Source organism: Chromobacterium indicum, from assembly GCF_039708975.1.
Taxonomy (GTDB): Bacteria; Pseudomonadota; Gammaproteobacteria; order Burkholderiales; family Chromobacteriaceae; genus Chromobacterium; species Chromobacterium piscinae.
On record NZ_JAYFSJ010000019.1, the window covers coordinates 17,453 to 31,994 of the forward strand.

At 65.5% G+C, this 14,542-nt stretch carries 15 protein-coding genes; 7 read left to right on the forward strand and 8 right to left on the reverse strand.

From position 1 onward, the window contains the following. Nucleotides 1–145: 145 nt before the first annotated feature. The 4 genes from VA599_RS20915 to htpX all read right to left on the reverse strand — a co-directional run bounded on the left by VA599_RS20915 (nucleotide 146) and on the right by htpX (nucleotide 4,359). The gene (locus VA599_RS20915; protein WP_346790434.1) at nucleotides 146–1,600 is read right to left on the reverse strand and encodes an ATP-binding protein; all 1,455 of its coding nucleotides are present in this window, start codon (nucleotides 1,598–1,600) and stop codon (nucleotides 146–148) included. Then, nucleotides 1,597–2,310 carry a response regulator gene (locus tag VA599_RS20920; protein WP_021477512.1) on the reverse strand — a complete coding sequence of 238 codons (714 nt, stop codon included), beginning with the start codon at nucleotides 2,308–2,310 and terminating at the stop codon, nucleotides 1,597–1,599. The genes VA599_RS20915 and VA599_RS20920 overlap by 4 nt, the downstream gene beginning before the upstream one ends. Nucleotides 2,311–2,424: 114 nt before the next feature. Next, on the reverse strand, nucleotides 2,425–3,420 hold the full coding sequence (locus VA599_RS20925; RefSeq protein ID WP_429838944.1) for a TerC family protein: 996 nt from the start codon (nucleotides 3,418–3,420) through the stop codon (nucleotides 2,425–2,427). Nucleotides 3,421–3,477: 57 nt separating this feature from the next. Continuing rightward, on the reverse strand, nucleotides 3,478–4,359 hold the full coding sequence (htpX, locus tag VA599_RS20930) for a protease HtpX (RefSeq protein WP_346790437.1): 882 nt from the start codon (nucleotides 4,357–4,359) through the stop codon (nucleotides 3,478–3,480). A 131-nt stretch (nucleotides 4,360–4,490) separates the two neighbouring features. On the opposite strand from htpX, the gene nhaR reads away from it, so the two are divergent. From nhaR to VA599_RS20965, 7 genes are all read left to right on the forward strand, one after another. Further along, the gene (gene nhaR / locus VA599_RS20935; protein WP_346790439.1) at nucleotides 4,491–5,372 is read left to right on the forward strand and encodes a transcriptional activator NhaR; all 882 of its coding nucleotides are present in this window, start codon (nucleotides 4,491–4,493) and stop codon (nucleotides 5,370–5,372) included. Nucleotides 5,373–5,510: 138 nt separating this feature from the next. After that, nucleotides 5,511–6,068, forward strand: coding sequence for a GspH/FimT family pseudopilin (locus tag VA599_RS20940; RefSeq protein WP_346790440.1), 558 nt, complete (start codon nucleotides 5,511–5,513; stop codon nucleotides 6,066–6,068). After that, nucleotides 6,059–6,595 (forward strand): type IV pilus modification protein PilV, encoded by a 537-nt coding sequence (gene pilV, locus VA599_RS20945; RefSeq protein WP_158677693.1) that lies wholly within the window; start codon nucleotides 6,059–6,061, stop codon nucleotides 6,593–6,595. Before VA599_RS20940 ends, pilV begins: the two co-directional genes overlap by 10 nt. Further along, on the forward strand, nucleotides 6,592–7,281 hold the full coding sequence (locus VA599_RS20950) for a PilW family protein (RefSeq protein ID WP_104947641.1): 690 nt from the start codon (nucleotides 6,592–6,594) through the stop codon (nucleotides 7,279–7,281). Before pilV ends, VA599_RS20950 begins: the two co-directional genes overlap by 4 nt. Next, nucleotides 7,278–7,838: a pilus assembly PilX family protein gene (locus VA599_RS20955; RefSeq protein WP_346790442.1), complete on the forward strand. Its 561-nt coding sequence runs from the start codon at nucleotides 7,278–7,280 to the stop codon at nucleotides 7,836–7,838. Before VA599_RS20950 ends, VA599_RS20955 begins: the two co-directional genes overlap by 4 nt. A gap of 2 nt (nucleotides 7,839–7,840) precedes the next feature. After that, a complete protein-coding gene (locus VA599_RS20960) occupies nucleotides 7,841–11,125 on the forward strand; it encodes a pilus assembly protein (protein ID WP_346790443.1) in 3,285 nt (1,094 codons plus the stop codon). A 19-nt stretch (nucleotides 11,126–11,144) separates the two neighbouring features. After that, the gene (locus VA599_RS20965) at nucleotides 11,145–11,579 is read left to right on the forward strand and encodes a type IV pilin protein (protein ID WP_104947644.1); all 435 of its coding nucleotides are present in this window, start codon (nucleotides 11,145–11,147) and stop codon (nucleotides 11,577–11,579) included. 61 nt (nucleotides 11,580–11,640) lie between these two features. Here the strand turns inward: VA599_RS20965 and VA599_RS20970 are convergent, their stop codons facing one another. The 4 genes from VA599_RS20970 to VA599_RS20985 all read right to left on the reverse strand — a co-directional run bounded on the left by VA599_RS20970 (nucleotide 11,641) and on the right by VA599_RS20985 (nucleotide 14,542). Then, nucleotides 11,641–11,901 carry an acyl-CoA-binding protein gene (locus VA599_RS20970; protein WP_021477502.1) on the reverse strand — a complete coding sequence of 87 codons (261 nt, stop codon included), beginning with the start codon at nucleotides 11,899–11,901 and terminating at the stop codon, nucleotides 11,641–11,643. A 101-nt stretch (nucleotides 11,902–12,002) separates the two neighbouring features. Then, a complete protein-coding gene (locus VA599_RS20975) occupies nucleotides 12,003–12,578 on the reverse strand; it encodes a hypothetical protein (protein WP_346790444.1) in 576 nt (191 codons plus the stop codon). Nucleotides 12,579–12,638: 60 nt separating this feature from the next. Then, nucleotides 12,639–13,358, reverse strand: a complete 720-nt coding sequence (locus VA599_RS20980) for a DsbC family protein (protein ID WP_231151699.1) — start codon at nucleotides 13,356–13,358, stop codon at nucleotides 12,639–12,641. 32 nt (nucleotides 13,359–13,390) lie between these two features. After that, nucleotides 13,391–14,542 carry a UbiH/UbiF family hydroxylase gene (locus tag VA599_RS20985; RefSeq protein ID WP_346790445.1) on the reverse strand — a complete coding sequence of 384 codons (1,152 nt, stop codon included), beginning with the start codon at nucleotides 14,540–14,542 and terminating at the stop codon, nucleotides 13,391–13,393.

A 14,542-nucleotide genomic window follows, 5' to 3' on the forward strand; every position in this document is an offset into this window, starting at 1 on the left:
AGACATCAACCAGACTCAATTTAGAGTGTACTCGCTTTCGTTTTTCCAATCAATTTCTTTCCCGGCGCACTTTGTCAAACATTGTTAAGCCATTCCACATGCTTTGCGAGCGCGGCCATGCCGCGATGTCCCGCAGGCCCTCGGCTCAGCCATCTGCGGACGCTTCGCGCTGCGCGGGGAAGTGCAGCTCGGCGCACAAGCCGCCCAGCGGGTGATTGAACAGGAAAATGTCGCCGTGATGCTCGCGCGCGATGGCCCGGGCAATCGCCAGCCCCAGTCCGCTGCCGCCGGTATGCTTGGCTCGGGAGTGCTCCAGCCTCACATAGGGCTCGAATACCCGCTCGAGATCGTCCTCGGCGATGCCTGGGCCATGATCCCGCACCATGATTTCCACGCGGCCGGCACGCTCGCGCAACGACACCTCCACAACGCCGCCGCCATAACGGCGGGCATTCTCCAACAGGTTGGCGATGCAGCGGCGCAAGGCCTGCGGCCGGGCGTACAAGGGCTTCACCGTTTCCGTCCTGCACGCCACTTCGGCGCCCAACGCCTCCACGTCCTCGACCACGCCCTCCAGCAAGGCGCCGACATTGAGCAGCACCGCGCTTTCATTGCCCTGCCCCATCCGCAGATAGGCCAGCGTGTCGCCTATCAGCTGATCCATCTCGACCAGGTCGCGCTCTATCGCCTGGCGCGCGCTTCCCTCCTCCAGCTGCTCCAGCCTCAGCCGGACGCGGGTGATCGGCAGGCGAAGATCGTGCGACACGCCTGCCAGCATCTGGCTGCGCGTCTGCAGATAACGCTGCAGCTCCTGTTGCATGCGGTTGAAGGCCCGGGAAGCGTTGACCACCTCCTGGGTGCCGGTTTCAGGCAAGGGCGGCTGGTTGAGGTTGGCCGCCAGCCCGGTCGCGGCCTGGGAAAACAGCGCTAGCGGCCGCGTCAGGCGGCGCACTGCCCAGGCGGAGGCCATGGCCACCACCAGCGCCACCAGCAGCAGCCAGGCGGTCACCCGCCACGGCGTTTCCGCCGCGCTGGATATCTGGCCGATGCGGAAGGTCACCACGGTGCCGTCCTTCAGCTGCGCCTGCACCGTGGCCATCTGGATCTTGAACTCCGGCCCGCCTTCGCCCAGTTTGTTGGGAAAGGCCTGCACCCAGAACTGCTTGCCCGGCGTGAACACGTGCTGGCCCGGCTCAACGAAGGGGCGCAGCAAATCTTCCGCGGCATCGGGAGAGTCGTCGCGGAAGGACAGCACCTGCAGGCGGAACGGAGAGCCAAGATCGTCCTGGATCAATTCGCGCAGCTTGCCGGCTTCCGGCAGATTGGTCTTGCCCCCGACCCGCCAGGGCTGGTCGAGCAACACCTGGGCGTTGGGCGAAGTCAGCGCGCCGGCCAGCTTGGGCCGGCTGGCGGCGGCGGTTTCGTCCAGCAAATTGATCATGTCCGCCAGGTGCTGCGCCACGTACTCGGCGCGCAAGGTGCGGCTGAGCCGCTCGCGGTCGGTCAGCACCAGCGCGATGCCGATCACGTTGGCCAACAGCACGCTGGTCAGCAGCGTCAGCAACAGCTGGCCATACAGGGTGCGAGGCAAGCGCCTCATCTCACCGGCACCACCTCGCAAGCCAGCATGTAGCCGCCGCTGCGGATGGTCTTGATCAGCAGCGGTTCGCGGGCGTCATCGCCCAGGCGGCGGCGCAAGCGGCCTATCATCACGTCGACGGTGCGGTCGAAGGGACCGGCTTCCTTGCCGTTCATCGCCTCCATCAGCTGGTCGCGCGACATCACGCGCTGCGAATTCTCGGCCAGCGCCTGCATCAGCTTGAATTCGCCGCCGGACAGCGGCGTCACCACGCCGCCGCCGTCGACCAGATGCTGGGCGCCCAGCTCCAGCCGCCAGTCGCCGAACTGCAGCGCGCGCAGCGCGCTGTTGTTGCGGCGCTCTTCCACCCGGCGCAGGATGCTGCGCACGCGGGCCAGCAATTCGCGCGGGTTGAACGGCTTGGGCAGGTAATCGTCGGCGCCCATTTCCAGACCGATGATGCGGTCCAGTTCGTCGCCCCGCGCCGTCAGCATCAGGATCGGCATATTGGAGCGGGAGCGCAGGTCGCGGCACAGTTTCAGGCCATCCTCGCCCGGCAACATCAGATCCAGGATCAGGATGTCGAACGACTGCTCGGCCAAGGCGCGGTTCATCGCCTCGCCATCGCCCACCGCCGAGACAACCATGTCCTGGCGGCTCAGGTAATCGCTAAGCAGATCGCGCAGATCCGGATCGTCATCGACAATAAGCACGCGGGAAGCTTGAGACATCGGCAGTTCCTAAGGTATCGGGAGTTAATCACGAAGGTGTCGCCTGCAAGCGCGACAACAGCGCGGGCGCCGTGTTTGGGCGCCCGCGCTCTCAGGGTTGGAGTGACGAAGGTTTCAATTGGTTCCGCTGTGCGGTTCCTGCCGGGTTCGATGCCAGGAATAGCCGATGCCGCCGGCCAGCAGGGACACCGTCGCCAGCAGCGACCAGGCGGTGGGCAGCTTGAACGCCACCAGGCCCGCGTCGTGCAGGTAGACCAGCCCCACCTTGACGCCGATCAGCACCAGCACCAGCGCCAGCGCGTACTTCAGATAATGGAAACGGTGCACCATGGCCGCCAGCGCGAAATACAGCGCGCGCAGGCCCAGAATCGCGAAGATGTTGGAGGTGTAGACCAGGAACGGATCCTGCGTCACCGCGAAAATGGCCGGGATGCTGTCCACCGCGAACACCAGGTCGGCCGACTCCACCAGAATCAGCGTCAGCAGCAGCGGCGTCGCCCACCAGCCCTTGCCCAGGCCGTGGCGCTCGCCGCGCACCAGGAAGGCGTTGCCGTGCAGCTCCGGCGTCAGCCGCATCCGGCGGCGCAGCCACTGGTAAAACTTCTGCTCAGCGAGCGGCGTGGCTTCCTCGTCGCCGGAGAACAGCATTTTCAGGCCAGCCCACAGCAGGAAAACGCCGAACAGCAGCAGCACCCACTGGAACTCGGCCACCAGCGCGGCGCCGGCACCTATCATCAGCGCCCGCAGCAGGATCGCGCCCAGGATGCCCCAGAACAGCACCCGGTGCTGAAGCGCTCGCGGCACCGCCATGCTGCCGAATATCAGCGAGATCACAAACACATTATCCAGCGACAGCGACTTCTCCAGCAGATAGCCGGTGAAATACTGCACGCCGGCGTCGGCGCCGCGATACCACCACACCCAGCCGCCGAAGGCCAGGCCGATGCCGATATAGAACGCCGACAGCTTCAGGCTGTCGCGCACGCCGATCTCGCGGCCGTCCTTCTGCAGGATGCCGAGGTCGAACGCCAGCAGCGCCAGCACGCCGGCCAGGAAAGCCAGCCAGATCCACAGCGGGTAGCCCAGCGCGGGGGCGGTCAGAAAATCGATCACTTCAACACTCCATTCAATCCGTCAATGCGGGCGGACAGACGCCGCCCGCGAGGGTCAACCGCGGCCTTCCAGCGCGGCGATGCGTTCTTCCATGCTCGGATGGGTGGCGAACAGGCCCAGCAGGCCGCGGCCGCCGGCGATGCCTGAGGCGGCCATGCTCTTGGGCAGGCCGTCGGCTTCGATTCCGCCCAGGCGGCGCAGCGCGTTGGCCATCGGCCGCGGCGAACCCAGCAGCTCGGCGGCGCCGGCGTCGGCGCGGAATTCGCGCTGGCGCGAGAAATACATCACCACCATGGAAGCCAGGATGCCGAACACGATCTCGCACACGATCACTGTGACGAAGTAGCCGATGCCGGTGCCGGCGGAGCTGTTCTCCTCGTCACGCTTCAGCCAGCTATCCACCAGATAGCCGACCACCCGCGCCAGGAAGAAGACAAAGGTGTTTACCACGCCCTGGATCAGCGTCAGCGTCACCATGTCGCCGTTGCGGATGTGGGCGATCTCGTGCGCCAGCACCGCCTCCACCCCTTCTTCATTCATATTGGCCAGCAGGCCGGTGGACACCGCCACCAGCGAATTGGAACGGCTGGGGCCGGTGGCGAAAGCATTGGGCTCGCCCTCGTACACCGCCACCTCAGGCATGGGCAAGCCGGCGCGATCGGCCAGCTTGCGCACGGTGTTCAACAGCCAGGCCTCGGTCTGGCCTGTCGGCTGCGTGATCACCCGCGCGCCAGTGCTCCACTTGGCCATGGTCTTGGACAGCGCCAGCGAAATGAAAGCGCCGCCGAAACCCAGCACTGCCGAGAACATCAGCAGCATGCCCAGATTCAACCCACCGGATGTGACGAAGCGGTCCAGCCCCAGAAGGCGCACGCTCACGCTCAACACCAGCATCACGGCGATGTTGGTCACAATCAGCAAAATCACCCGTTTCATTGTTTAGTCTCCCGAAAAGCATTCAATCGTCGGCCAGAGCGAAGCTCTGGCCACACTGCAGTGTATGCGAGAAAATACATCGAAAAAATAAAGTAAAATCTGAATATAAGTATGGTTTTTTCGAATAGAAAATGGACAAGCTCAACTACAAGCATCTGCATTACTTCTGGGCCGTCGCCCGCACCGGCAGCGTCACCCGCGCCGCCGAGCAGCTGGGCATCAGCATGCAAACCGTCAGCGGCCAGATTTCGCGGCTGGAGCAGCAGCTGGGACGATCCTTGTTCCGCCAGCAAGGGCGCGGGCTGGAGTTGACCGAAGCCGGACGCGTGGCCCAAGGCTACGCCGACCGCATCTTCCTGCTGGGAGAGGAAATGGAAGAGGCGCTGGCCGACCCGCTGCTAGACCAGACGCTCAGGCTGGCGGCCGGCATTTCCGATGTCGTGCCCAAAGGCATCGCCAGCCGCCTGCTGCGCCCGGCATTGCAAACCGGCGACCGACTCCGGCTCAGCTGCGGCGAAGGGGACTTCGACGAATTGATAGGCGAACTAGGCCGGCATCGGCTGGATCTGGTGCTGGCAGACCGGCCGGTGGCCAGCAGCGAGCAGCAACAGTTTCAATCCTGGCCGCTGCTGCGCTGCCCGGTGCAGCTGCTGGCCGCGCCGGCGCTGCACGCCAGCCGCCAGGAGAACTTTCCCGCCAGCCTGGAGCAGGCGCCGCTGTTACTGCCCAGCCGGGACAATGTGCTGCGCCGGCAACTGGAACACTGGTTCGAAGCGAATGGCTTGCGCCCGAATGTCGTCGGCGAATTCGACGATCATGCGTTGATGGAGACATTCGCCCGCCAGGGACTGGGGCTGCTGCCCGCGCCAGTCTCTCCTGATGGAACAGCCGACCACCCCGGCCTGCTGCCCTTGGGCGCGCTGGACGGCGTATGGGAGCACTACTACGTCACCGCCAGCCGCCGCAAGCTGCAACACCCCGCCCTGCAAGCCATTCTGCAAGCCTGGAGCTGAGTATCTGTGCCATGCAGGCGACAGGCGGGCGCGACAGGCAGACCGACGGCATCGATGGTGATTCCACCTACGATAGTCTTAGTCGATAATGATTCGACGCATTCGTCGGCTCAACCGCCGGCCAACAGATCGAGCATCATGGACAAGCAACAAGCTTTCACCCTGCCTGAGTTATTGATCGTCATGGCTTTGCTGGCCATCGTTCTCGCATTCGCGGTGCCGGCCTATCAAAGCACCGTGTCAGCCAATGCCGTCATGTCCGAGAGCAACAATCTGTACGGCGACATCCTGTCCGCCCGCAACGAGGCGCTCAAACGCGGCCAGACCGTGCTGGTCTGCCCTTCCGCCGACGGCGCCAACTGCAACGCCAGCGCGCCCGGCAACACCAGTTGGGCCGGCGGGTGGATCGTGCTGCAGGCGGTCAACGGGAACTGCACCGACACCAGCGGCACCGTGCTGCGCAGGCAGCAGGCCTTCTCCAGCGGCGACAGCGCCAGCTCCAACAACAGCGCCTATCCTTATCTATGCTTCAACCGCATGGGTTATGCGCCGTCCAGCAACGATGGCATGATCACGTTCAATACCTCCGGCAACCAGGCCAGCAGCCGGCGCTGCGTGGCGCTGGCCGCGGTGGGCCATCCTCAGGTGCTGACCAGCGGCCAGACCGACAGCACGGGACAATACACATGTCCATGAAACCACCCGGCCAAAACGGTTTCAGCATGCTGGAAGTGCTGGTGGCGCTGATCGTGATCTCGCTTGGCCTGCTCGGCATCGCCGGCATGCAGGCCGCCGCGATCAACAGCACCAGCATCGCCCGCAGCCGCAGCCTGGGCGCCATCGCCGCCGAAAGCATGGCCGCCGCGATGCACGCCAACTCCGCCTACTGGGGCACGCTGAACGCCAGCGGCAGCTGGAGCGTCAGCGCCTCCGGCACCATCAGCGGCACGCCCGCCCTGAGTCAAGCCGTCAACTGTTCCGCCTCAGGCACCACCTGCAGCTCCACCAACGTGGCCGGCTATGACGCCGCCCAATGGGGAAGCGGCACAATCAGCGCCCTACCGGGCGGCAGCGGTCAGATCGCCTGCAACCCGGCCACCAGCGCCACGCCGGTCGCCTGCACCATCACCGTGTACTGGCTGGAAAAGAACCGCTCGGTCAACGCCGTTTCCATGGCCGCCGGCACCGCCAGCCAGAGCTACCAGATGGTGGTGGTGCCATGAGCGCGCGCCGGCAGAACGGCGGCGGCCTGATCGAGGTGATGGTGGCCATCGCCATCGGCCTGTTTCTGCTCAGCGTGCTGACGCTGATCTTCACCTCCGCCCGGCTGACCAAGGCCAGCCAATCCGGCCTGGCTCAGCTGCAAGACAATCAGCGCACGGCGATGACCCTGATCAGCAGCATCGTGCAGTCCGCCGGCTACTATCCAAACCCGCAGATTCAGACCGCGGCGCAAGCGCTGCCAGCCGCCAGCGGCTTCGCCGCCGGACAATCGATCACCGGCACGTCGGGGACATCAGGCGCGTCGGACACGCTGAGCGTGCGCTTCGCCACCCTGTCCGGCGACACCGTGCTCAACTGCAACGGCTCCAGCAACACCAGCGGAAGCGGCCAGATCTACATCAACCAGTTTTCCGTCAACGGCTCGAACCAGCTCGCCTGCGCCGTCAACGGCGGGACCGCCCAGGTGCTGGTGGACGGCGTCAGCAACATGACAGTGCTATACGGCGTAGACCCCGCCAACAGCGGCTCTACCGCCCATTACTATCCGGCTTCCGCCATTCCCTCCGGCGCCACTGTGCGCTCGGTATGGGTGACGCTGACCATGGTCAATCCCCTGGCCAATCAGCCTGGCCAGCCGGCCACGGTGAAGATGTCCTGGCTCACCGGCCTGATGAACCAGCTATGACGCGCCCATCCTCCTTCTCCCGCGCTTCCGGTCCACGCGGCTTCACGATGGTGGCGGCGCTGATGATGCTGATCGTGATCACCATCATCGGCATCGCGCTGATGCGCAGCAGCGGTCTGCTGGGCAAACTGGCCGGCAACACCCGCGAAAAGGGCCGGGCCTTCGAAGCGGCGGAGGCGACGCTGCAATACGCGGAATGGTGGCTGAACCAGGGCGACAACGCCGGCGCCGCCGCCAACTGCAGCGGCGTACAGAACACGCTGAAAGTCTGCAGCAATGCGCTCGTCGTCCCCCCCGCCAGCGTGACCGCCACGACTTCCTGGAACAACGCCGGCTACACCTATACTCCGCCCTTCATGACCGCCTCCGCCAATGGCGGCGGCCAAACCTATTACCAAGCGCCTCAGCTCTACATCCAGTTTCTGGGACTGAACGCCGCCGGCACTGGCGCCGTCTACCAGCTCACGGCGATAGGCTATGGCGGCAACGCCGCGTCGGTGGCCGTGCTGCAAAGCACCTACACGCTGTACTCCGGCACCACCAATCTGGGGAAATGACCATGCGACCCGATGCCCCGCGTCTTGCTCTCAGCCTGGCCGCCCTGCTGGCCTCAAGCCTGTGGCCGCACGCCGCCGGCGCGGTCACCGTCAGCGACAATTTCACCGGCGGCGGCGCCCAGCTCAACTGGCTGGTGTTCGGCGGCGCCTGCATGACCGCCGGCACCGGCTCCGGCACCATCCCGGCCTGCGGCAGCAAGGACCCCGGCGGCAACACCCAGATCGGCGGCTACAGCGGCACGCTGCCGGATACCAGCGGCAACGGCGCGCTGCGGCTGACCAACAGCTCCGGCAGCCAGTCGGGCGCCATCGTCTACAACAGCCTGTTTCCATCCGGCAGCGGCCTGCAAGCCACCTTCACCAGCTACACCTACGACGGCGATTCCGGCGGCAGCGCGCGCGACGGCGCCGACGGCATGAGCTTCTTCCTGCTCACCGGCATCCCCAGCGCAGTCGGCTCCTTCGGCGGCAGCCTGGGCTACAGCTGCTCCAACGTGAACTCGCCTTACAACGGCATCATCGGCGGCTATCTGGGCCTGGGCATGGACGAGTACGGCAACTTCCCCAACGGCGGCTCCAGCAACGACAACACCTCCAGCGGCCCAGGCGCCAAACCGCAGAACATCTCGCTGCGCGGCGCGGGATCGGTCGCGGCCAGCGCGCTGGCCAGCCAGTTCGGCGGCAGCTTCAGCGCCTCCATGGTGCAAAACATCTGCAAGACCGGCAAATACGGCACGCAAAGCGTGATGAACTATCCGTTCATCAGCATTCCCGGCACCAGCGGCGGCGTCTACCAGTTGCCGTCCAGCCAGCCGATGGCCAATGAATCCGCCACCAAGCGCGGCCAGGCGGTGCCGATCAGCTACAAGCTGAAGATCACGCCGGCCAACCTGCTCAGCCTCTGGTACAGCTACAACAACGGCGCCTACGTGCCGGTGATCACCAATTACGACATCAACAACACCTCGGTCAGCGGCCCGCTGCCCAGCCAGATCACCTTCGGCTTCGCCGCGTCCACCGGCGCCAGCCGCAACGTGCACGAGATCAGCTGCTTCCAGGCCCAGCCCTTCACCCAGTCCGCCAGTTCCAGCGGCCTGAACAGCCAGCAGACCACGCTGATCCGCACCGGCACCCAGCAATACGTGGCCAGCTACCACGCGGACAACTGGTGGGGATCGCTGGCCTCCTACGCCTTGCAGGGCAATACCAGCACCGGCCAGGTCTCCGTGGCCAGCACCGCCACCTGGGATGGCTCCTGCGTGCTGACCGGCGGCAGCTGCGCCACCACCGGCGCCAGCAATATGAGCGCGCAAACCAGCCGCGCCATTCTCAGCTGGAACGGCAGCCAGGGCATCCCCTTCCAGTGGGCGAGCCTGACATCCGCGCAACAAACCACGCTGAGCCCGGACGGCAACGGCTCCGCCCGGGTCTCCTACCTGCGCGGCGCGCGCGGCAACGAAGTCACCACGCTGGGCAGCGGCCTGTTCCGCGACCGCGACAGTGTGCTGGGCGATCTGATCAACAGCAGCCCGATCTGGGTGGGCTCGCCGCAGAACAGTTATGCGGGCGTCTGGAGCGACAAGCTCTACCCATCCGCCTCGCCGGCGGAAAACGCGACCGGCGCGCAAAGCTATCCCAGCTACAAATCCGCCAACCTCACCCGGACCAACATCGTCTACAACGGCGGCAACGACGGCATGCTGCACGGCTTCCGCAGCGGCGCCAACGACAGCAGCGGCAATTACGTGGCCACCAACAACGACGGCCAGGAGGTGCTGGCCTACGTGCCGGCCGCCGCCCAGGCCAACACCATCCAGTACAGCAACCCCACCTACGCCCACCAGTACTTCGTCGACGCCACCCCGGCCGCAGACGACCTGTTCTACGGCAGCGGCTGGCACACCTGGCTGATAGGCGGCCTGGGCGCCGGCGGCCAGGCGATGTACATGCTGGACGTCAGCAATCCGGCCAATTTCGCCGAAAGCAACGCCGCCAGCCTGGTGGTGTCGGAAATCAACAGCGGCACGCTCAGCTGCGTCAACAAATCCACCTGCGGCAACGATCTGGGCTACACCTTCGGCACGCCGGTGATCACCCGCTTCCACAATGGCCAATGGGGCGCGGTGTTCGGCAACGGCTACAACAGCGCCAACGGCCACGCCGTCATCTTCATCATGCTGGTGGGCAGCAGCGGCGCGCCCAGCTTCTACGAGCTGGACACCGGCAGCGGCAGCGCGAACGACCCTTCGGGCGCCGGCGGCAAGAACGGCATCTACTACACCACAGTCGCCGATCTGGACGGCGACAACATCGCCGATTACATCTACGCCGGCGACCTGTTCGGCAATGTATGGCGCTTCGACGTCACCGGCAGCACGCCGTCCAGCTGGGCGGTCTCGCAATTCGGCAAAGGCGCCGCCTCGCCGCTATTCACCGCCCAGTACACTTACTGCACCAGCGCGCAGATCAGCGCCGGCAGCTGCACCCCCAGCCTGCAGCCGATCACCAGCAAGCTGTTGGTCACGTCCATTCCCACCGGCGGCGCCAACCCGCGGGTGCTGGTGTCGTTCGGCACCGGCCAGAAAATTCCGTTCACCACCAGTTCCGCCGACATCTACGCCGGCGGCACCCAGAGCCTGTACGGCGTCTGGGACTGGGACATGTCGGGATGGAATACGCTGGTAGGCCAATCCGCCTACTACAGCCAGGCCGCGCCCACCGGCGGCCTGACCGTGCGCCCGAGCAACCTCACCGCCCAGACCGTCGCCGCATCCTACAGCTCGACGCTGGGCTCGGTGCAAGGCTACCGCGCGCTGTCCAACAACACCGTCTGCTGGCAAGGCGGCGGCGCTTGCAGTCCAAGCACCAGCAACACCAGCTACGGCTGGCTGCTCAACCTGCCCGGCAGCGGCGAGCAGGTGATCTACAACCCGGTCAGCCAGCTGGGCACCTTCACCGTCAACACCACCATCCCGCCCAACAACAACGCGTCGTCGTGCACGGTATCGTCCGCCACCGGCTTCACCATGTCGCTAAACCCGAAAACCGGCGGCGCCACCGCGCGCTCCTATTACGCCAACGATTCCGGCAATTTCAACGGCATCAGCGGCAGCGTGATAGACGGCATCGCGGTCAATATGGCCGGCTCGCCCAGCGTGGTCAGCTTCCAGAGCAACTATTTCGCGATCGGCAGCAGCATCAGCGGCGGCCCGGTCGCCACCCCGCCGCAACTCAATCCGGCCGCCTTCGACCTGCACGCGAGGCTGAATTGGATAGAACTGCGCTGAGACTCCAAGAGACGGAACCATGAAAAAAAAGCCTGAAGGATTTTCCCTGCTGGAACTGGTGATTGCGTTGGCGGTGCTGGCCCTGCTGGTTTCCATCGCCCTGCCCTCGTACCGCAACTTCATGATGCAATCCAACCGCACCGCGGCCAAAACCGCGCTGCAGGATCTGGCCAGCCGCCAGGAAAGCTATTTTTCCACCAACAACAACTACGCCAGCCAACTGGCGACCCTGGGCTACGCCAGCGGCACGGTCTATGTGCCCGGCAACGGCAACAATCTGTATGCGCTCTCCATCTCAAACACAACGGCCAGCTCCTTCGCCCTGAACGCCGCGCCGCAAGGCAGCCAGGCCCAGGACAGCTGCCAGACCTACCAGCTGGACAATCTGGGCAACCAGAGCAATATCGCCAACAATGCCAGTGGAACCACGCTGAACGTCAGCGGCTGCTGGTGACCGGCAAAACAAAACGGCGCCCGATGGGCGCCGTTCGGCTTGGTGAAGAACAGGCTCCGGCTTAGTCGGCCAGCAGCTTGTTCACCACGTCTACGTATTCCTGCATGGCCGCGGCGCCATCCTTGCCCTTCAGCTTTTCCCAGGCGTCGAACTTGGCGCGGTTGATGAAGTCCATCATGCCCGGACGCTCGCCGGCGGCGTCGCCTTCGGTCGCCTGCTTGAACAGCGCGTACAGTTGCAGCAGGGTCTGGTTATCCGGACGCTCGGACAAGGTCTTGACGTCGGCCTGGGCCTGAGTGAAGAGAGTCTGCAGATCAGACATGGCGTTTCCTTTGTCGATTGCCGGGACGGTTGGCTCCGTCCCTGGCGGTGTTAGCCCTCCGGCATGCGCCGGAACGGGGGACAATGTAGCATGAAGCGGACTCAATGCGACAGGGGCGGCGGCGCATCCGCCTGCGGCTCTATCCGTATCCGCTTGTAGCTTTTCACCGCCCGCCCGTCCTTGCGCGCGGGTTGGTAATCCGCGCCGCGGAAAACCGGGGCGATGGCATCGGCCAGCTTGGCGTCCACCTCGCCCTCGAAGCGCACCGCGTCCACCCTGCCTCCGGCGCCGATGAACACCAGCACCTCGACCTGCTGAGACGGGCCCTTCAAAACCACGTCCGGCAGCGCGATGCGACCGCGCTCCTGCGCCAGCTGGTCCAGCTCCCGCGCCGGATAATAGATGTCGGCGCCCAGACGCAGCCTGTCGTCGCCGATGTCCTCCGGCGCCATGTCGTCCGCGTCCGGCTTGGGCGCTTCGGCCAACGGCGGCGCGATCGGCGGCGGCTCGGCGGCGGCGGGCGCGGGCTCTCCCCGCAGCCTCACCCGCATCGCCTCATGCCAGGAAGCCCATTGCCCGGGCCTTAACGGCAGCCACAGCACGGCCGCGTGGACGAGCAGCGATAGCCACAGCGCCAGCAGCAGCCGTTCCGTCGTGTTCCAACGCCGCATCTTCATGCCCGTTTCGCGCCGTTCCGCCATGAAAAACGGGACCGAAACCGGTCCCGTCTTGCTGGCTTACTTGGCGTTCAGCAGCTGTTCGATGTCGTCGCCGCCGATGGCGCCCGGCACCATGCGGCCATTGGCGAACACCAGCGCCGGCGTGCCGGTGATACCCATCTTCTCGCCCAGCGCCTGGATCTTCTCCAGCGGCGTGTCGCAGTTGTCCGGGCCGGTCAGCGGCTTGCCGTCGCGCATGAAGGCGGTCCAGGCGGCGGCCTTGTCGGCCGAGCACCAGATCTGCTTGGACTTGCGCATCGCGTCCGGGTGCAACTGGGTCAACGGGTACAGGAAGGTGTAGATGGTGACGTTGTCGATGTCCTTCAGGCTCTCGCGCTCCAGCTTCTTGCAGAACGGGCAGTCAGGATCGGTGAACACCGCCATCTTGCGCTCGCCCTTGCCGCGCACATCCTTGAACGCGTACTGGAACGGCAGCGCGTTGAAGTCCACCTTGGACAGCTCGGCCATCTTCTTCTCGGTCAGGCTTTCCTTGCTCTTGGTGTCGATCAGGTCGCCGACGAACAGATAGCTGGCGTCGCTGTTGACGTACACCACCTGGCGGCCGTCCACCACCAGCTCGTAGATGCCCTTGACCGGGGTGGCGCTGACGCTCTTCACCTGCTTGCCGGGGAAGTGGCCGAGGAAGGCCTTCTTCACGTCTTCGACATTGCCGCCGGCGGCCTGGGAGCAGGCGGCCAGCGACATCAGCATCGCACTGGACAGGGCCAGCGTTTTCATTCTCTTGTTCATCGATCAGGGGTCCTTTGGGATCAGTATCCAATCGCCTGTCTGGCGAACTGCCGTTTCAGCGGAGTCAGGCAGTTGGTCAAAGACAGGCCGGTATTGCGCAACCATGGCAGACCAGGCAGTTTCGCATGGAATAGCCGGTACAAGCCATCGCAGCCGAATTGCATGGCGGCCACCGCCTCGCGGCGCTGGCGCTGATAGCGGCGCAGCAGCATCCAGTCGCCGCAATCGGGCGCGGCGTCCAGCAGTCCCGCCAGTTTCGCGGCGTCCTGGAAGCCCAGGTTGACGCCCTGCCCGGCCAGCGGATGGACGGTGTGGGCGGCATCGCCTATCAGCGCCACCCGCTCGGCCGCCACCGCCTCCGGCTGGATCAGCCGCAAAGGGAAGGCCGCCGCCGCGGTCAGGGTGGCAAACGCGCCCAGCTGCCGTCCGCCGGCCTCGGCCACACGGACGGCCAAATCCTCCGGCGACAGTTCCAGCAGCGACTGCGGATCAGGAGTGGACCAGACCATCGATATTCGGTTCCCGGCCATCGGCAGCCAGGCGAGAATGCTGTCGCCGAAGAACCATTGCCGCGCGATGCCCTGATGGGGAAGCTCGCAGGCGAAATTGGCCACCACGCCGCTTTGGCCGTAGGGTTTGACGCTGGCCTGCAAGCCCAGTTGCCCCCGTACCCAGGAGTTGGCGCCGTCGGCCCCCACCAGCAGCTCGGCCGCCAGCTCGCGGCCATCCTCCAGTGTCAGCCGGGCTTCGCCCGGCGTCGTGGCCAGCGCCGCGGCGCGCGCGCCGGTGATCAACTCCGCGCCGCTATCGCGCAGCTGGGTCCACAGCGAGGCCAGCAGCCAGCGGTTTTCCACGATCCAGGCCAGCGCGTCGGCATCGGCATCGCGGGCGGAGAACGAAATCCGCCCGCCGGCGTCGCCCCGCACGTCCATCGACGCGATGGTGCCGATCCGCGCCATGTCCGGCCAAGCGCCCATGCCCTCCAGGAAACGCCGGTTGGCCGGACTGACCGCGTAAATGCGCGCGTCCCAGCCTTGCTCCAGCCCATCGGCAGCCGGCTCGCCGGCCTCCAGCAACGCCACCCGTTTGCCGGCGCGCGCCAGCGCAAGCGCCAGGCTGGCACCGACCAGGCCGCCGCCGACGATGACCGCTCGATATTTGTCGTAACGCAT

Bases quoted from the DNA above. Each gene is read 5' to 3' on its own strand.
- VA599_RS20915 (WP_346790434.1), bottom strand. From the start codon at position 1,600: ATGAGGCGCTTGCCTCGCACCCTGTATGGCCAGCTGTTGCTGACGCTG.
- VA599_RS20920 (WP_021477512.1), bottom strand. From the start codon at position 2,310: ATGTCTCAAGCTTCCCGCGTGCTTATTGTCGATGACGATCCGGATCTG.
- htpX (WP_346790437.1), bottom strand. From the start codon at position 4,359: ATGAAACGGGTGATTTTGCTGATTGTGACCAACATCGCCGTGATGCTG.
- nhaR (WP_346790439.1), top strand. From the start codon at position 4,491: ATGGACAAGCTCAACTACAAGCATCTGCATTACTTCTGGGCCGTCGCC.
- VA599_RS20940 (WP_346790440.1), top strand. From the start codon at position 5,511: ATGGACAAGCAACAAGCTTTCACCCTGCCTGAGTTATTGATCGTCATG.
- pilV (WP_158677693.1), top strand. From the start codon at position 6,059: ATGTCCATGAAACCACCCGGCCAAAACGGTTTCAGCATGCTGGAAGTG.
- VA599_RS20950 (WP_104947641.1), top strand. From the start codon at position 6,592: ATGAGCGCGCGCCGGCAGAACGGCGGCGGCCTGATCGAGGTGATGGTG.
- VA599_RS20955 (WP_346790442.1), top strand. From the start codon at position 7,278: ATGACGCGCCCATCCTCCTTCTCCCGCGCTTCCGGTCCACGCGGCTTC.
- VA599_RS20960 (WP_346790443.1), top strand. From the start codon at position 7,841: ATGCGACCCGATGCCCCGCGTCTTGCTCTCAGCCTGGCCGCCCTGCTG.
- VA599_RS20965 (WP_104947644.1), top strand. From the start codon at position 11,145: ATGAAAAAAAAGCCTGAAGGATTTTCCCTGCTGGAACTGGTGATTGCG.
- VA599_RS20970 (WP_021477502.1), bottom strand. From the start codon at position 11,901: ATGTCTGATCTGCAGACTCTCTTCACTCAGGCCCAGGCCGACGTCAAG.
- VA599_RS20975 (WP_346790444.1), bottom strand. From the start codon at position 12,578: ATGAAGATGCGGCGTTGGAACACGACGGAACGGCTGCTGCTGGCGCTG.
- VA599_RS20980 (WP_231151699.1), bottom strand. From the start codon at position 13,358: ATGAAAACGCTGGCCCTGTCCAGTGCGATGCTGATGTCGCTGGCCGCC.
- VA599_RS20985 (WP_346790445.1), bottom strand. From the start codon at position 14,542: ATGCGTTACGACAAATATCGAGCGGTCATCGTCGGCGGCGGCCTGGTC.